This is a genomic window from Lysobacter sp. CCNWLW3, from assembly GCF_036697405.1.
Taxonomy (GTDB): domain Bacteria; phylum Pseudomonadota; class Gammaproteobacteria; order Xanthomonadales; family Xanthomonadaceae; genus Lysobacter.
The window spans coordinates 26,241-42,973 of the sequence record NZ_JBAHWA010000001.1 but is presented as its reverse complement, the minus strand read 5'-3'; the positions used below and the strand labels follow the sequence as shown (position 1 = coordinate 42,973).

At 71.0% G+C, this 16,733-nt stretch carries 13 protein-coding genes; 2 read left to right on the top strand and 11 right to left on the bottom strand.

Features of this window, described 5'->3' with window-relative positions; all coding sequences use genetic code 11:
- Nucleotides 1–7: 7 nt before the first annotated feature.
- Nucleotides 8–1,636: an oligopeptide:H+ symporter gene (locus V1318_RS00220; protein WP_332936707.1), complete on the bottom strand. Its 1,629-nt coding sequence runs from the start codon at nt 1,634–1,636 to the stop codon at nt 8–10.
- A 147-nt stretch (nt 1,637–1,783) separates the two neighbouring features.
- On the bottom strand, nt 1,784–2,413 hold the full coding sequence (locus tag V1318_RS00215) for a glutathione S-transferase family protein (RefSeq protein ID WP_332936706.1): 630 nt from the start codon (nt 2,411–2,413) through the stop codon (nt 1,784–1,786).
- A 152-nt stretch (nt 2,414–2,565) separates the two neighbouring features.
- Between V1318_RS00215 and V1318_RS00210 the strand changes: the two genes are divergently transcribed.
- On the top strand, nt 2,566–4,362 hold the full coding sequence (locus V1318_RS00210; protein ID WP_332936705.1) for a M14 family metallopeptidase: 1,797 nt from the start codon (nt 2,566–2,568) through the stop codon (nt 4,360–4,362).
- Between the two features lie 5 nt (nt 4,363–4,367).
- Nucleotides 4,368–7,406 (top strand): glycoside hydrolase family 3 C-terminal domain-containing protein, encoded by a 3,039-nt coding sequence (locus V1318_RS00205; RefSeq protein WP_332936703.1) that lies wholly within the window; start codon nt 4,368–4,370, stop codon nt 7,404–7,406.
- Nucleotides 7,407–7,695: 289 nt separating this feature from the next.
- On the opposite strand, the gene V1318_RS00200 is transcribed toward V1318_RS00205, so the two are convergent.
- The 9 genes from V1318_RS00200 to V1318_RS00160 all read right to left on the bottom strand — a co-directional run bounded on the left by V1318_RS00200 (nt 7,696) and on the right by V1318_RS00160 (nt 16,733).
- Nucleotides 7,696–8,307, bottom strand: a complete 612-nt coding sequence (locus V1318_RS00200) for a YdeI/OmpD-associated family protein (RefSeq protein ID WP_332936702.1) — start codon at nt 8,305–8,307, stop codon at nt 7,696–7,698.
- A 38-nt stretch (nt 8,308–8,345) separates the two neighbouring features.
- Nucleotides 8,346–8,933, bottom strand: a complete 588-nt coding sequence (thpR, locus tag V1318_RS00195; RefSeq protein ID WP_332936701.1) for an RNA 2',3'-cyclic phosphodiesterase — start codon at nt 8,931–8,933, stop codon at nt 8,346–8,348.
- 36 nt (nt 8,934–8,969) lie between these two features.
- The gene (locus V1318_RS00190; protein WP_332936700.1) at nt 8,970–10,085 is read right to left on the bottom strand and encodes a hypothetical protein; all 1,116 of its coding nucleotides are present in this window, start codon (nt 10,083–10,085) and stop codon (nt 8,970–8,972) included.
- Between the two features lie 39 nt (nt 10,086–10,124).
- The gene (locus tag V1318_RS00185; protein WP_332936699.1) at nt 10,125–10,829 is read right to left on the bottom strand and encodes a helix-turn-helix domain-containing protein; all 705 of its coding nucleotides are present in this window, start codon (nt 10,827–10,829) and stop codon (nt 10,125–10,127) included.
- Complete coding sequence (locus V1318_RS00180; RefSeq protein ID WP_332936698.1) at nt 10,826–11,416, bottom strand: SRPBCC domain-containing protein; 591 nt, start codon at nt 11,414–11,416, stop codon at nt 10,826–10,828. The genes V1318_RS00185 and V1318_RS00180 overlap by 4 nt, the downstream gene beginning before the upstream one ends.
- Nucleotides 11,417–11,714: 298 nt before the next feature.
- Nucleotides 11,715–13,613 (bottom strand): ATP-binding cassette domain-containing protein, encoded by a 1,899-nt coding sequence (locus tag V1318_RS00175; RefSeq protein WP_332936697.1) that lies wholly within the window; start codon nt 13,611–13,613, stop codon nt 11,715–11,717.
- Nucleotides 13,614–13,928: 315 nt separating this feature from the next.
- Nucleotides 13,929–14,525 carry a glutathione S-transferase family protein gene (locus V1318_RS00170; RefSeq protein WP_332936696.1) on the bottom strand — a complete coding sequence of 199 codons (597 nt, stop codon included), beginning with the start codon at nt 14,523–14,525 and terminating at the stop codon, nt 13,929–13,931.
- A 9-nt stretch (nt 14,526–14,534) separates the two neighbouring features.
- Nucleotides 14,535–15,035, bottom strand: a complete 501-nt coding sequence (locus V1318_RS00165; RefSeq protein ID WP_332936694.1) for a pyridoxamine 5'-phosphate oxidase family protein — start codon at nt 15,033–15,035, stop codon at nt 14,535–14,537.
- A 135-nt stretch (nt 15,036–15,170) separates the two neighbouring features.
- Nucleotides 15,171–16,733: a YdiU family protein gene (locus V1318_RS00160; protein WP_332936693.1), complete on the bottom strand. Its 1,563-nt coding sequence runs from the start codon at nt 16,731–16,733 to the stop codon at nt 15,171–15,173.

Genomic DNA, 16,733 nt, shown 5'->3' with positions numbered 1-16,733 from the left:
GCTTGCGTCAGGCGGCTCGGTAATGGTCCTGCATCGGATAGCGCCGCGCGTACAGCCCGAACGCGGCCGCGGCGACGAAGGCGAAGCCGGCGAAGAAGAACATCAGGAAGGCATTTTCGCTGAGCCCGGTGCCGGCGATGTGAGCGGTCACCGCGGGGTTGCGCACCGCCGCGTTGGTCAACATCACCCATAGGTTGCCGAAGGTGCTGGTGAGGTACCACAGGGCCATGATCACGCCCTTCATCGACTGCGGCGCCTGGCTGTAGGCGAACTCCAGCGCCGTCGCCGAGACCAGCACCTCGCCCAGGGTCAGCAGGATGTAGGGCAGGATCTGCCAGGACAGCGACATCGGGTGGCCGGCGTCCAGGTACAGCTGGATCACCGCCGCGACGACCCAGGCCAGGCCGGACATGGCGATGCCGAAGCCCATGCGCCGCAGCGGCGTCGGGTTCAGGCCGATCCGGCGCAGCGCCGGGTACAGCAGCAGGTTGTTGAACGGAATCAGCAGCATCACCAGCAGCGGATTGATCGCCTGCATCTGCGAAGCCGCGGCGCGCGCGCCGCCCTCGCCGGAGATCAGCCAGGTCGGCCACCACCACAGGTCGGTGGGCACCACCATCTTCTGGCCCTGCAGCACCCAGGTCGAGGCCTTCTGGTCGAACAGCGACCAGAACGGGGTGACCAGGGCGAACACGATCACGATGCGCAGCACCGCGCGCACGCCGTCCACCGCCACCGCCGAATGCTTGCCGCGCGCGCGGTCGAGCTGCAGGGAAATGCCGTAGCCGCCGAAACCGATCAGCAGGCCCAGGGCCAGGCAGACGCTTTTGACGAAGCCCATCGCCGGCACCACGCTCAGCGAGGCCGCGGCCAGGGCCAGGGCCACGCCCAGGCAGGCCACGATCAGGCCGGGGTTGCCCTGCCCCGCGGCCGGCGTGGTCAGGGCGGTGCGGGCGACGTTGAAGAACGAGTCGGGATCCGGATTGTCGCGGGTCGGCGGCACGCGCACGTAGCGCTTGCGGCCCAGCCAGAAGATCAGCGTGGCCAGGAACATCAGCGCGCCGGGAATGCCGAAGGCCACGCTGGCGCCGTACTCGCGCAGGAAGATCGGCATCAGCAGCGAGGCGAACAGCGAGCCGAAGTTGATCGTCCAATAGAACGCGTCGAACACCAGTCGCGCCTTGGCCTTGTTGCTCTGGTCGAACTGGTCGCCGACGAAGGACACCACCAGCGGTTTTATCCCGCCGGCGCCGAAGGCGATCAGGAACAGGCCGGTGTAGAAGCCGGTCTGGCTGTGTTCGAACATCGCAAGGCAGGCGTGACCGGCGCAGTAGATCAGCGAGAACCAGATGACCGTGTTGTATTTGCCGAAGTAGCGGTCGGCCAGCCAGCCGCCCAGCAGCGGGAAGAAGTAGGTGCCGATCATGAAGCTGTGGAACACCTCCTTGGCCAGGTGCTCGCGCTCGGCCAGGTCGGAGGTGGACGCCAGCAGCAAGGTCCCGACCAGGAACGAGGTCAGGATGTTGCGCATGCCGTAGAAACTGAAGCGCTCGGCCGCCTCGTTGCCGATGATGTAGGCGATCTGGCGGGGCATCCGCCCCTGCGAATCGGCGCTGGCGGTGGCGGCTTGGCTCATCTACGGGCGATCCTGCGGTTGCGGTCCGCTAAGCCTAACCGATCGCCGCGGCCGCACCGTCCGGGCCAGACCGGCCGCTGAGCCGGCCGCGCGGGCCGGCCGGGGATCGGGCCCGCTCCGGCCCGATCCGGCACAGCCGGGCGCCGCTCAGGCCCATTCGCTCAGGCCTTCGCGCTCGTACAGGGTGCGGAACGAAGGCCGCGCCTTCATGCGCCGGGCCAGCTCGCCCAGCCGCGGCCAGTCGTGGCCGGGGCGCGGCATGTTGCGTGTCCAGCGCATCAGCATGGTCAGGTAGAAATCGGCGATGCCGGGCGCCTCGCCCAGCAGATAGGGGCCGTGCGCGGCCAGATGGTCGTCGATCTGCTGCCAGGCCGCCTCGACGCGCTCGCGCACGCCGGCGCGCACGGCCTCGGGATCGGCGCCGCCGACATCGCCCGGATACCACCACAAGCGCAGCGGCGACTGCACCGCGTTGGCCAGGTACAGCATCCACTGGTAATAAGCGCCGCGGCGCGGATCGTCCGGCGCCGGCGCGAAGCCGGATTCGGGATGGCGGTCGCCGAGCAGCAACAACAGGCCGCAGGTCTCGTGCAAAGGCTGGCCGTCCACGACCAGGGTCGGAATGCGGCCGGACGGATTCAGGGCCAGGTAATCGGGGCGTTTGTGGGCGCCGCTGTCGATGTCGGTCAGGCGCAGTTCGTGCGGCTGGTCGAGTTCGATCAGCAGCCAATGCACGACCAGGCTGGCGGCACCGGGGGAATAGTAGAGCGCGTACATGCGGACGATCCCTGATGAAGGCGGAGCAGTCTAAGTCAGGTCCGCATCCATACGCAGCCGCGTGGCGCGCATGGCTTGCGCATCGATGTGCTGACGCCGGTTGTCAGCAGTGTGCGAGCCATGCACAGCTGCGACGCGAAGGCTCCGCTACCATGCGTGCAGACCTGGGAGAGAGACCCCGCATGACCCGCACCCTCTTGCTCGCCGCGCTGCTCGCCAGCGCCCTGCCCGTCGCCGCCGCCGACACCTCGCTGAGCACCGTCGCCGAACGCAGCGGCTACACCAAGACCGGCCGCTACGACGAGGTGATCTCGCTGTGCGAAGCCTATGCGCAGCGCTACCCGGACGCGGTGCGCTGCAGCGACTTCGGCACCTCGCCCGAAGGCCGGCCGATGAAGCTGCTGATCGTGTCCGCGGCCGGCGCCTTCACCCCGCAGGCGGCCAAGGCCAAGAACCTGCCGGTGATGCTGGTCCAGGGCGGCATCCACTCCGGCGAGATCGACGGCAAGGACGCCGGCTTCCTGGCCCTGCGCGAGGCCCTGGACGGCGCCGCCGCGCCCGGCGCGCTGGCCAGGCAGGTGCTGCTGTTCGTGCCGGTGTTCAACGTCGACGGCCACGAGCGCTTCGCACGCTGGAACCGCCCCAACCAGCGCGGCCCGGAAGAGATGGGCTGGCGCACCACCGCGCAGAACTACAACCTCAACCGCGACTACCTCAAGGCCGACAGCCCCGAGATGCAGTCGATGCTGAAGCTGGTCGGCGAATGGGATCCTCTGGTTTACGCCGACCTGCACGTGACCGACGGCGCCAAGTTCGAGCACGACATCTCGATCCAGGTCGAGCCGGTGAAGTCCGGCGACGCCGCGCTGCGCAAGGCCGGCACCGCGCTGCGCGACGGCGTGATCCAGCGCCTGGCCGCGCAGGGGTCGCTGCCGCTGCCTTATTACCCCGCGTTCGTTCGCAACGACGATCCTAGTTCCGGTTTCGAGGACGTGGTCGCGCCGCCGCGCTTCTCGCACGGCTATTTCCAGCTGCGCAACCGCCTGGGCCTGCTGGTCGAAACCCATTCCTGGAAGGACTACCCCACTCGCGTGCGGATCACCCGCAACACCGTGGTCGCGCTGATGGAACTGGTCGGCGCGCAAGGCGCGGCCTGGCAGCGCGAAACCGCCGCAGCCGACCAGCGCGCCGCCAAGCTGTCCGGCCAGCCGGTGGCCCTGGACTACAAGGCCGGGCCCAAGACCCGCACGGTCGCCTTCCGCGGCTACGCCTATACGCGCACGCCCTCGGACATCTCCGGCGCGCTGATGACGCGCTACGACGAGAACACGCCGCAGGTCTGGAACATCCCGATGAAGGACGACGTCCAGCCCAGCCTCACCGTCAAGGCGCCGCGCGGCGGCTACCTGGTGCCGGCCGCGCAGGCGGCCTGGGTCGCGGCCAAGCTGGACCTGCACGGCATCGACTACCGTCGCCTCGACGGCGCCCTGCCCAAGGCGCGGGTCGAAACCTTCCGCGCCGACAAGGCCGAGTTCGGCGCGCAGTCGGTCGAGGGCCACCAGCGCCTGAGCGCCAGCGGCGAGTGGAAGCCGGAGGTGCGCAACGTCGGCGCCGGCGCGCTGTTCGTGCCGATCGCCCAGCCCAAGGCGCGCCTGCTCATGGCCCTGCTGGAACCGCAGGCGCCGGACGCGCTGGCGGCCTGGGGCGAGTTCAACAACGCCTTCGAGCGCAAGGAGTACATGGAGGACTACGTCGCCGAGGAGGTCGCGCGCGAGATGCTCGCCGCCGATCCCAAGCTCAAGGCCACGTTCGAGCAGAAGCTCAAGTCCGATCCCGCGTTCGCCAAGGACCCGCAGGCGCGCCTGGAGTTCTTCTACCGTCGCCACTCGTCCTGGGACGACAGCTACCGGCTGTATCCGGTGCTGCGCATCGCGACGGTGCCGCGCTGAGTCCGGTGCGGTCGGCGCTGCCCGCGCTGCGTCGTCTGGCCTCGCGCTGCCTGGCCGGCGTCGCCGTGCTGGCGGCGCTGGCGGCGGCGCCCGCGCACGCGTGCGCCCCCGAGCCGCAGCTCTCGGTCGTCAGCCTCAACCTCTGGCACGACAAGAGCGACTGGCCGGCGCGCCAGCGCCAGATCGTCGCCGAACTGCGCCGCCTGCGGCCCGACGTGATCGCGCTGCAGGAAGTGCTGCAGCACGAGAACCTGCCCAACCAGGCCCAGAGCCTGGCCGATGCCCTGGGCTATCGCGCCTACTTCGTCTCCGTCGACGCCGCCGACGCGCCGCGTCGCTACGGCAACGCCATCCTGACCCGGCGACCGGTGCTGGCGCTGGAATGGAGGCCGCTGCAACCCGCCGACGACTACCGCAACGTCGCCCACGCCCGCATCGTCCTGGACGGGCGCGTGGTCAACGTCTATGCGACCCACCTGCATTACAAGCCGGAGGGCGGCGCGATCCGCAAGCGCCAGATCGACGACCTGCTGGCCTATGTCGACGCCACCTCCGACGGCGCGCCCAGCATCGTCGCCGGCGATTTCAACGCGCCCGAGCACGCGCCCGAGTTCGCCCGGTTCGGCCGTCGCTTCCACAACGCCTACGGCGTGCTGCATCCCGGCATCGCCGACGATGCGCGCGAGCACAGCACGCTCAATCTCAACCAGTACGCGCCGCTGCGCATCGATCACGTCTATTACGAACCGGCCGCGTTCGCCGCGAGCCAGGCCGAGATCCTGTTCCGGCGCGCGGACGCGGACGGGGTCTGGGCGTCGGACCATTACGGCATGCACGCGCGCTTGCGCCTGCTCCCGCGCCGCGCCGAGGCGCGCCCCTGGCGCGATCGCGCGCTCGGCCCGGACGCGCGCGCCTCCGCGCTGCTGGCGCGCATGAGCCGCGACGAGAAATTCGCCCTGATCCGCAGCCGCTTCGGCCTGGGCCGCGACGGCGGCCCGCGCCCCGAAGGCGCCCTGGGCTCGGCCGGCTACGTCGCCGCGATCGAGCGCCTGGGCATACCGGCGCTGCAGCTCGCCGACGCCGACCTGGGCGTGACCAACCCCGGCGGCATCCGCCCCGGCGATGCCGCCACCGCCATGCCCTCGGGCCTGGCCAGCGCCGCGACCTGGGACCCCGACGCCGCCGAAGCGGTCGGCGCGGTCATGGGCGAGGAAGCCTGGCGCAGCGGTTTCAACGTGCTGCTGGCCGGCAGCGTCAACCTGCTGCGCGACCCGCGCAACGGCCGCAACTTCGAGTACGCGGGCGAGGACCCGCTGCTGGCCGGCACCCTGGTCGGCCGCAGCGTGCGCGGCATCCAGCGCGGCAAGGTGCTGTCCACGCTCAAGCATTTCGCCCTCAACGATCTCGAGACCGGGCGCAACAGCCACGACGCGCGCCTGGGCGCGGCGGCGATGCGCGAGTCCGACCTGCTCGCGTTCGAACTGGCGCTGGAGCTGGGCGATCCGGGCGCGGTGATGTGCGCCTACAACCGCGTCAACGGCGACTACGCCTGCGAGAACCAACCGCTGCTCGAGGGTGTGCTCAAGCGCGACTGGGGCTATCCGGGTTTCGTGATGTCGGACTGGGGCGGCGTGCACAGCGCCGCCAAGGCCGCGCTGGCCGGTTTGGACCAGCAGTCGGCGGGCGAAGTGTTCGACAAGGCCCTGTATTTCGACGCGCCACTGCGCCAGGCGATCGCGCGCGGCGAGGTGCCGGCCGCGCGCCTGGACGACATGGTCCGGCGCATCCTGCGTGCGATGTTCGCCGGCGGCCTGTTCGACCGGCCGCCGCAACGCGTCGCCGCGCAGCCGGCCGCGATCGACGAAGCCGCCGGCGCGGCGGTCGCCCAGCGCGCCATCGAGCAGGGCGCGGTGCTGCTGCGCAATCGCGACGGCGCGCTGCCCTTGGCCGCCAGCGTCCGCTCGATCGCGGTGATCGGCGGCCACGCCGATGTCGGTGTGCTCGCCGGCGGCGGTTCCTCGGTGGTGCTGGCGCGCGGCGGCAACGCGGTGCCGGGGCTGGCGCCGACCGCATGGCCGGGACCGGTGATGTTCCACCCCTCCTCGCCGCTGCGCGCCCTGCAGGCGCGCGCGGGCGCGGCGCAAGTGCGCTACGACGACGGCCGCGACCCGGCGGCCGCCGCGCGCCTGGCGGCGGAGGCCGAGGTCGCGATCGTGTTCGCGACCCAGTGGTCGACCGAGTCCGTCGACCAGGCCGATCTGGGCCTGGGCGAGGCCCAGGACGCGCTGATCGCCGCGGTCGCGCGCGCCAACCCGCGCACGGTGGTGGTGCTGGAAAGCAACGGCCCGGTGCGCATGCCCTGGCTGGACGCGACCGCCGCGGTGCTGCAGGCCTGGTACCCCGGCGGCCGCGGCGGCGAAGGCCTGGCGGGGTTGCTGTACGGCGACGTCAATCCTTCCGGGCACCTGCCGATGAGCTGGCCGCGCGACGAGTCGCAGCTGCCGCGTCCGCACATCGACGGCCTGGGCATGGGCAACCGGACCCCGCCGCCGCAGCGGATCGACTACGACATCGAAGGCGCCAACGTCGGCTACAAGTGGTACGCCGCACGCGGGCTGAGCCCGCTGTTCGCGTTCGGGCACGGCCTGTCCTACACCCGCTTCGGCTTGGAAAAGCTGGACGTGCGCGCTGAGGGCCGGCGTTTGCGGGTCTACTTCGAGGTGGTCAATACCGGCAGCCGCGCCGGCGCCGAGGTCGCCCAGGTCTATCTGCAACCGCCGTCGCAGCTGGCCACGCCGTTGCGTCTGCTGGGCTGGCGCAAAGTCCTGCTGCAGCCGGGCGAACGCCGCCGCGTCGCGGTCGAGGTCGACCCGCGCCTGCTCGCCTTCTACGACGCCGAAGGCGGCGACTGGCGCATCCACGGCGGCCGCTATGGCGTGGTGCTGGCGGCGGACGCGGGCCAGGTCGCCGAGCGGGTCGAGATCGAGTTGGCCGAGCAGCGCTTTCCGGCCGCGCATGAGGTGCCGGCGCAAACGGCGCGCTGAGCGGTTCGCACCGCCGCCGCGACAGGCCCGGGCCTTGGGGCAGGAGCGGCGGCGGCCGCAACCGAAGCCCTGCGATGCCGAAGCTTCGCCGCGACCGGCCACCACGCATCGCGACTCACGTCGCTCCCACAGGAAGCGGCGCGCTCCGCTTTTGCGTGAGCGGCGCGGGCCGCGGCCACGTCGCCGATGCCATGCGCTACCTGTAGGAGCGGCGTGAGCCGCGACCGCGCCACCTCGCTAACGGCATCGCCGCGGCAGCCCGGCATGGCGGTCGCGGCTTAGGCCCTTCCTACCCCGAGGCCATGTATTTCCAATTGCGCGGCTTGCCCTCGGCCAGCCATTCCACGCTCTGCTCCACCCGCTTGAGCCGGGTCGCTTCGCGCTTGGCCACGACGATCCATTCCACGTATTCGCGCCGCTGGCTGGGCGGGAAGGCCTCGAAGGTCTTGCGCGCCTGGGCGTTCTTCTTCAGCGCGGCGGCGAGATCCTCGGGCACCTCCGGCGGCGGCTTGGGCTGCGCGCCCTTGGTGCTGGGCCGCTTCACCCCGGCGTCGATCAGGGCCATCGCCTGCTTCACGTAGCCGCCGAGCTCGCGCTTGCCCGGCAGATCGGCGACCCGGCTCAGGCGTCCGAACTGGCCCATCGCCTCCTCGCCCTTGCGGCCATCGGGCCCGACGATGTTCGCGCCCTGCCAGAAGCCGAACGTCGCATGCTGTTTGAACGCGGCCATGCCGCACAGGATCTGGCCGTGGTAGACGAAGCTGGGCATGCCCCATTTCAGGGTCTCCTCGACCTCGGGGCAGGCCTTGCGGACCACGCTGCGCACGAGTTCGAGGATGGGCCGGGCGAAGGGCTCGGCGCGGGCGATGTAGGCGTCGATACGCGGATCGGGCTGGCCCATGGCGGCCTCCGTGGCGAGGACGGCCCATTGTGTTCCGCTCACTCCGCCAAAGGCCACTGCCCCAGCACGGTGTAGGCGTTGCGGCTGCCGAGCTGGCTGTGGATCAGGGCGAAATCCGCGACCCGCCACTGGATCGGTTCGACCGCGATCGGCGGATGCAGATGAGCGGCCGCGTCGCGCACGACGGTCACGTGCGGAGTCAGGCTGTGCCCGCCTTCCACCCGCACTCCGCGCTTGGCCAGGGCGACGCCGAGCCGCTCCCACAGCGCCTGCAATCCGTCCGGCGTGCGCTCGCAGCCCAGCCACCACGGAATCGAGCGGTTGCGGAAACTGCCGGCGCGGTCCAGGCGCAGATCGAAGGCCCGGGCGGCGACCTCGGCCGCGGCCTGCTGCGCCGATTGCGCGCGCTCGCTGTGGAAGCGGTCGGCATCGCCGAGAAACTGCAGGGTCAGGTGATAGCGATGCGCGCCGATCAGGCGGCCGCCCGCCTCGCGCTGCTGGCGCAGGGCCGAGGCCAGAGCGGCGATGCGCTCGCGCGTGGCCGCATCGGGCAGCAGCGCGAAGAACAAGCGATGGATATCGGAAGGTGCCGCGGGCGCTTCGCCGAACAAGGAGTTCTGTTGCATGTCGGCAGTTTAGCGTCCACGGCGTTGCGGGCCGACTCAGGCCTTGGGCGCGGACTCGGCGCTCTTGGGCGTTTCCGCCTCGCGCTTGCGCGTGTCCTCGGCCAGCACCTCGCGGGCGGCGCGGCGCAGCGCCTCGGGATCGGCCTGGCGCAGATCGCTGCCGGCCGGCAGGCCGAGCCTGGCCAGCACGTCGACGATCACGCGCTTGTTCGCATACGGGTGCGGGTGATCGGGCTCGTCGTCCTGGCTGCGGTAGAAGCGGTCGATCAGCTTGATCCGGGTGACGTCGGCCTTGGCCAGTTCGACCAGCTTGGCGCGGTATTCCAGCCCCCAGGGCGGCATGTCCGGCCAGCGCTTCATATCGGCGTAGTGCTGGGATTCGTGGCCGAGGAAGCTGACCTGGAAATCCTCGCCCTTCAGATCGCCGTAGGCCGAGCGCACCGCGTACAGGCCCTCGGGCTTGGCCCAACCGGCCGCGCCGGTGTAGCTGCAGGCGGTGTAGTGGCTCCAGCCGCGGCTGACCCAGGCGTCCATCACGAACACCTTGACCGGCTGCCGTTCGCCGCCGGGCAGCGCGACGACGTGGTCCTGCTCCTCCTGCTCGCCCCACAGCATCAGGTCGTACAGCGGCGGCGTGCGGCCCTGCAGCGGATGCAGGCCGCTCGCGCGCAGCTTCACGTTGATGCGTTCGCTGAGCGCGTCGAAAGCCTCGTCGCCGTCGGCCGGCGGCGGCTCGCCGATCGTGGCGGCCAGTTCGGCCTTGAGCCTGGCGTCGTGCGCCGGCCGCTGGGCCGGATCGCGGACCGCCTGCCACCAGTAGCGCCGATAGATGTCGAGCACGCGCCGGGCCAGCGGGTCGCTGACCTCGCCCGCCGCTGGCGGCGGCGGCGAGCTGCGTTCGTGGCGGTCGAGCATGCAGCTGCGGAAGCTCGCGTCCTTAAGGTTGAACTGTTCGACCGGCGCCGCCTTCAAGGCGGTCAAGGCGGTCGGCACGTCGGCGCGCAGCGAGGCGCCCAGCGCTTCGCTGACCGCCTTGGCGGCGAGCGGGCCGCTGGTGTCCGGCATCGGCGCCGGCGCCGCGGCGGCGCCGCTCAGCACCCAGGCCAGCAGCACGGGCAAGGCGGCAGCGGCGGGCAATAGGGAGGTTTTCATCGCGGAAGCTCCAGGGGCGCGGGGGGCGCGTTGGAGCCATTAGGCCGCGGCGTGCGCGCGCCGGTCTTGTACGTACTTGATCTGGCGGCGCAAGCGCGCGGGCGTGCAGCCGGCATGGGCCACGACGACGCGATGCAGATGGCTCTGGTCGGCGAACCCCGCGGCCGCGGCCACCTCGGCCAGCGGCAGTCCGCCGCCCAGCAATTGCAGGGCGCGGCGCCAGCGCGTTTCGCGGCGCAGGGCGCGCGGCGACATGCCGTAGCTGCGGCTGAGGGCGCGGCTGGCATGTTCGGCCGAGACGCCGAGTCCGCGCGCCAGCACGGCGATGTCGTGTTCGGATTCGGCCATCGTGCGCAGCAGCTCGCCCTGCCAGTCGGGCAGTTCGACCGCGGCCTGCGGCCGCGCGCAGGCCAGCAGCTCGGCCAGCCGCTGCGGGCAACGTTCGAACACCTCGGCCGCCTCGCGCAGATCGTGCACCTGCCAGGCACTGGCGGCGAAATCGAGGGCGCCTTCCAGTTCGATGTTGATCGCGCTCGCGCCGAACCCGCCGAAACGATCGCCATGGGCATGGTAGGCCGGATGCAGCACCAGGGTCCCGGGCCGGCACGGCAGCGGGCCGTCGAGGCTGGACTCGGTGTAGTCGCCGTCCAGGACCAGGGCGGCGTAGGGCGCGCTATGGCGATGCGTGGCCAGGATCGCGCCGCGATCGTGACGGGTGCGGTAGGCCGCGCCGCGCGGATTCACTTGCGCGGCTCCGCGGGGTCGGCCTCGGCGGCGCGCGCAGCGGGCTTGCGCAGATACTCGGCCAGGCCCAGCAGCTGCAGACCCTGGACCTTGTCGATCACCGGCACGAACTTGCTCAGGTCGTCCGGCGTGTAGCCGCCCGCGCGATAGGCCAGGGTGATGCGGGTGCCGCCGCCGTCGGCGGGCGCCAGACGGAATTCCATCGCGCCGTTGAGCCCGATGCCCTGCAGCGGGCCCAATCCGCCGAGCAGGCGCAGGGTCTTGCCGGGATCGACGAAGGCCACGGTCATGTGCAGCGCCTGCCGCTGGCCGTCCAGGCCCAGCTCGCAGAAGCAGCCGCCGGCGCGCGGCTCGATCGACAGCCGCGACTGCGCGCCCCACCAAGTGTGGTCCTTCGGCCACCAGCGATCGACGTCGTCGACCAGCGTCTTCCAGGCCGTGGCCTGATCGACCGGCACGACCTGTTCGTTCTCGATGCTGAAACCGTCCGTGGCCACGTCCTTGACCGCGGCCGTGGCGGTGCCGGCGGCGAGCGCCAGAGCGAGGGCGGCGAGGACGCCGCTGCCGATGGATCCGATCCTGCGCATCGCCCTGCTCCCCGGCCGGCCTTCCGGCGTCGTTGCGGGAATTAGGGACCGCGGGCACGCGTCGGCGCAATGGACGGAAGTTGGGTTGGGGCGAACGCGGCCCTCGGGGTCTGCGCGCGCCGTCGCTCCCACGAACCGACTCGGGCGCTGCGCCGCCCTGACGTCGCCGCTTGCCAGCCGGAGCGCAGGGCGGCTTGTGCGCGCGATTGCGCGAGTCCAGCGGTGCAGGCCGGCCACCGGGCCGCGCGCGCGGGCGACGGCCTGGAGATTCCCGCGGCGCCGAACCAGCGCCGCCGGTTCAGGCGTCCAGTTCGCTCCAGCGCGCGTACGTGGCGTCCAACTCGGCCTGGGCCTGCGCCAGGGTCGCGTTGTGCGCATTGATCGCGGCGCTGTCGCGCTGGTAGAACGCCGGCTCGTTCATCTGCGCGGTCAATTCGCCCAGGCGCGTTTCCAGTTGCTCGATCCGCAGCGGCAGCTGCTCCAGCTCGCGCGCTTCCTTGTAGCCGAGCTTGCGCTTGGCCACCGTCGGCGCGGCGGCTTCGGCCTTGGCCGGCTCGGCCTTGCCGGCGCCGGCGGCGGGCTTGCCCGCGCCGACCGACGCCAGCGGCCGCTGGCGCAGCCAGTCGGTGTAGCCGCCGACGTACTCGCCGACCCGGCCCTCGCCTTCCATCACCAGGGTCGAGGTGACCACGTTGTCGAGAAAGTCGCGGTCGTGGCTGACCAGCAGCAAGGTGCCGGGGTAATCGCCCAGCAGCTCTTCCAGCAGCTCCAGGGTCTCGACGTCGAGGTCGTTGGTCGGTTCGTCCATCACCAGCAGGTTGGACGGCTGCGCGAACAGCTTGGCCAGCAGCAGGCGGTTGCGCTCGCCGCCGGACAGGCGCGTGATCGGCGCGCGCGCGCGTTCGGGCGTGAACAGGAAATCCTGCAGGTAGCCGATCACGTGCTTGCTCTTGCCGCCGACCTCGACGAACTCGCGGCCCTCGGCGACGTTCTCGATCGCATTCCAATCCTCGCGCAGGGTCGCGCGGTACTGGTCGAAGTAGGCGATCTGCAGCTTGCTGCCCTCGCGCACTTCGCCGGACTTGGGCTGCAGCTCGCCCAGCAGGATCTTGAGCAGAGTGGTCTTGCCGCTGCCGTTGGGCCCGATCAGGCCGATCCGGTCGCCGCGGAAGATGGTGGTGGAGACGTCGCGCAGCAGCGGCTTGCCGCCGAAGTCGAACGACACCGATTTGGTCTCCACGACCTTGCGGCCGGAGGCCTCGTTCTGGGCGAAGTCCATGCGCACGTTGCCGACGGTGTCGCGACGGGCCTGGCGCTCCACCCGCATCGCCTTGAGCCGGCGCACACGGCCTTCGTCGCGGGTGCGACGGGCCTTGATGCCCTGGCGGATCCAGATTTCCTCCTGCGCCAGCATCTTGTCGAAGCGCGCGTTCTCCTGCGCTTCGGCGTTCAGGCGCTCCTCGCGGCGGCGCACGTAGTTGTCCCAATCGCCGGGCCAGCTGGTGACCTGGCCACGGTCGATCTCGACGATCCGGGTGGCCAGCGCGCGCAGGAAGCGGCGGTCGTGGGTCACGAACACCAGCGCGCCCTGCCAGGACTTGAGGAACTGCTCCAGCCAATCGATGGCCTCGATATCGAGGTGGTTGGTCGGTTCGTCCAGCAGCAGCAGGTCAGGCGCCGACACCAGCGCGCGCGCCAGCAGCACGCGCCGCTTCATGCCGCCGGACAGGCCGGAGAATTCGACGTCGCCGTCGAGATCGAGCCGGGCCAGGGTCTCGCTGACGCGCTGGTCCAGGCCCCAGCCCTGCGCGGCCTCGATCTTGGTCTGCACCGCGGCGACCGCGTCGGCATCGTAGGTGTCGGCGTGGGTCAGATGGTGGTATTCGGCCAGCCAGTGGCCGAGTTCGCCCAGGCCGTCGGCGACCACGTCGAAGACGCTGCCGTCGGCCCCGGGCGGGACTTCCTGTTCCAGCCGGGCGACGCGGGTATGGCCGTCGCGGCGGCCGCCGTCGACCAGGATGCGGCCGTCGTCGGGCTGGATCTCGCCGGCCAGCAGTTTCATGAGCGTGGACTTGCCCGCGCCGTTGCGACCGATCAGGGCGATGCGTTCGCCCGGTTCGATGGACAGTTCGACGTTTTCGAGCAGGAGCGGGCCGCCGACGCTGTAGTCGACGTTCTGAACGGTGATCAAAGGCATCCGACCATTGTAGCCGGGGCACGCCCCTGGGCGCCGTGCGGGCGCGCGCCGGACGCCGGCGCGGCGCATACTTGGGCCTAGCCGCCGGCATCGGGCCGCGGCCACCGCCACCGAATCGAGGAGCCTGCCATGAGCAAGGGCTTGGACCGCAAGAAGGAAACCAAGAAGAAACCGACCAAGACGATCAAGGAAAAGCGCGCCGAAAAGAACGAAAAGAAGGCCACCAAGGGCTTCGCGCCGACCTGATCGGGTCGATCCGATCCGTCGCCACCCGCGCCCGCGCGCTCGCGCGGGCCGCGTACCGGGCCCACCGGGCTACACCGGCACGCCGCCCACTTCATCGAACAAGGCCACCAGCTTGGGCCGCTGCAGCAGCCGGCCGGTGTAGGCCTGCAGGCTCTCCGGCAGCGCCAGCCCGGCCAGCCGGCCCCAGATCAGGGTGCCTCCGATCATCACATCGGCCGCGCTGAAACGTTCGCCGAACAGGAGCGGGCCGTGCCCGAGCTGGCCTTCCAGAAACGCCAGTTCCTGCGCGACCGTGCCCCAGCCGACCTCGGCCGGCACGGTCTTGCGCTTGAAGATCCAATCCGAGATCGACGGATCCAGCGCCGCGCTCGCGTGCACCATCAGCGCCAGGTAACGCGGCCGCTCGGGCTCGTCGCCGGCCAGTGCCAGGCGGCCGGTCGAATAGCGGTCGGCCAGGTACAGGCAGATCGCCGCGCCCTCGTTCATGACCTGGCCGTTGATCTCCAGCGACGGCGCCTTGCCCAGCGGATTGATCTTCAGATACGCGGGCTGTTTATGCTCGCCCCGTTCGCGGTCCAGGCGCACCAGTTCGTAGGGCTGATCGAGTTCCTCCAGCAGCCAGCGCGGCAGCCAGGAACGCCCGGGGATGAAGTACAGACGCAACATGGCCGCGCCTCAGCGATGGCCCAGGTGCAGGGTTTCGTGCTCGGACAGGTCGGCAGGCTCGCTGCTGACCGCGCTGATCAGGAAGTTCAGCGCATCGCCGGCCAGGGTGCCCGGGCCCTCCCAGTATTCGGCGGTGTCGACCGCGACCCGGATCAGGCGCAGCTGCGGATCGTCCTTGCCGGCGGGGAAGAACAACTGCATCGCCGGCGACCAGATCTCGTCGATCTTGGCGCGGTCGACGACCAGGCTGGCGGTGCCGGAGACCGACACGTAAACGTTCTTGCCGCGCGAGGCGTAGGCGACGTTGACGCGCGGATCGTCGGCGATCTCGCCCGCCTTGGCGCTGTCGGCGGCCGTCGCGAACCACAGGTCGCCGTCGAATTCGACCTGCTGGGTGCCCAGCGGCCGGCTCACCAATCGGCCGTCGGCGGCGTGGGTGGTGAACATCGCGATCTCGACATCCTCGATCAGCGCGGCGAGCTTGCGCACCGCGGCCTTGCGCTCGTTCATGGCGGCCTCCTGCGGCGATGCGGCGCATCGCGCTAGCCGCATCTGACCGCGGCGGCGGCTAAGACCGGGTGAATAACGCCGCGCTCACGAGCTTGAACGCGCGCGCTGCGCGGCGGCGCCGCTACGGGTCGATCCTCAGGAACTGCAGGACAGCATCGAACAGCCGGCGCGGTCGCGCGCCCAGTCGGGGCGGCGCTGCGCGTAGGCCTCGCGACCGGGCTGGTCGTCGTAGGGGCGGCGCAGCACGTCCAGCAGCTCGCTGACGCCGCCCGCATCGCCCTGCTCGGCGCGGTCGATCGCCTGCTGGGCCAGATAATTGCGCAGCACGTAGCGCGGGTTGCTCGCGCGCATGCGCGCGTGGCGCTCCGGCGCGGGCAGCGCGTCCTCGGCCAGGCGGGCGCGGTAGCGCGCCAGCCAGGCCAGCAGCGCGGGCTCGTTCTCGGCGCGCTTGGCCGGGTCGTAGAAAGCCGCGGCGAACGGTTGCAGGCCCGACTCGTCGCTCTCGTCCCAATCCGACAGGGCGCGGAACCACAGGCTCATGTCGATTTCCGCCGCGCGCAGCAGCTCGCGCAGCGCGTCCATCAACGCCAGCTCCCGCTCGCCGCCTTCGCGCAGGCCGAGCTTGCGCGCGACCGTGTCGCGCTCGGCCGCGTTCCAGGCCTCGACGTAGCGGCGCAGCCCGTCCTGCAGCAGCGCCACGTCGGCGAACAGCGGCGACAGCGCGCCGGCCAGGCGCGACAGGTTCCAGTACGCAACCTGTGGCTGGGTCCCGAAGCGGTAGCGACGGCCGCCGGCGTCGGTGGTGTTGGGGGTCCAGTCCGGGTCGTAGTCGTCGACCCAGCCGTACGGGCCGTAGTCGATGGTCAGGCCGAGGATGGACAAATTGTCGGTGTTCATCACCCCGTGCACGAAGCCGACCCGCATCCAATGCGCCATGGTGAACGCGGTGCGCTCGCAGACTTCGGCGAACCAGGCCGCGTACAGGGCCTCGCCGTCGCCGGACAGCCATGGGAAGTCGCGGCGGATGCAGAAGTCGGCCAATCGCCGCAGCAGCTCGGTGTCGCCGCGCGAGGCCGGCAATTCGAAATGCCCGAAACGCAGGAAGGACGGCGCGACCCGGCACACCACCGCGCCGGGTTCGGCCTTGGGATGGCCGTCGTAGAACATGTCGCGCACCACCTCCTCGCCGGTGCCGACCAGGCTGAGCGCGCGCGTGGTCGGCACGCCCAGGTGATGCATGGCCTCGCTGCACAGGAATTCGCGCACCGAGGAGCGCAGCACCGCGCGGCCGTCGGCGCTGCGCGAGTACGGGGTCGGGCCGGCGCCCTTGAGTTGCAGTTCCCAGCGCTCGCCCGCGGCATTGACGACCTCGCCCAGGCTGATCGCGCGGCCGTCGCCGAGCTGACCGGCCCAATGCCCGAACTGGTGGCCGCCGTAGTTGGACGCGAACGGCTGCATGCCGGGCAGCAAGGCGTTGCCGCCGAACACCTGGGCGAATTCCGGCGAACGCAGCGTCGCCTCGTCCAGGCCCAGGCGCGCGGCCATTTCGGCCGAGTACGCGAGCAGGCGCGGCGCCGCCACCGGGGTCGGCTGCACCCGCGAGTACAGCGCCCCGTGCACCTGGCGCACGCCCGGGCCCTGCTCCGGATCGGCGGGCAGGTCGCGCACGAAGGCGTTGTCGAAATCGAAAGCCAGCAT